Source organism: Streptococcus penaeicida (assembly GCF_002887775.1).
Classification (GTDB): Bacteria; Bacillota; Bacilli; order Lactobacillales; family Streptococcaceae; genus Streptococcus; species Streptococcus penaeicida.
Map to the genome: position 1 here is coordinate 1 of NZ_LOCM01000053.1, position 409 is coordinate 409.

At 36.2% G+C, this 409-nt stretch carries 1 protein-coding gene; it reads left to right on the plus strand.

Features of this window, described 5'->3' with window-relative positions; translation table 11 throughout:
- Positions 1–342 (plus strand): transposase (locus tag AT575_RS10165; RefSeq protein WP_165778669.1); only part of this gene is annotated, 342 nt, incomplete at its 5' end.
- Positions 343–409: the final 67 nt, after the last annotated feature.

The window sequence follows — 409 nt, forward strand, 5'->3', positions numbered from 1 at the left end:
TTTGACTATATCAAAGAGACTAGAACATCTACTGGATTCCAACAAGAGATCAGAGTTTATAAGGCAGAATATCCTGATTTAGCCCCTCAGAAAGGTCTTTATGTGAATCAGAGATACCAAGAGTTAAAAAGAAAAGAGAGTCAAGCGCTTTTATCTGAAGAAGGCAGTCACATCTTTGCGAAACGAAAGATTGATGTAGAACCTGTCTTTGGTCAGATAAAGGCTTGTTTAGGTTACAAACGTTGTAACCTGAGAGGAAAAGGGAAAGTAAAAATTGATATGGGTTTGGTCCTCATGGCCAATAATCTACTGAAATACAATAAGAGAATGATAAGAAATTAAAAACAGAGAATCACATCAAACGTGAGTCTCTGTTTTTATTAGTTATGAAGACTTTTGTCCCAGCCTC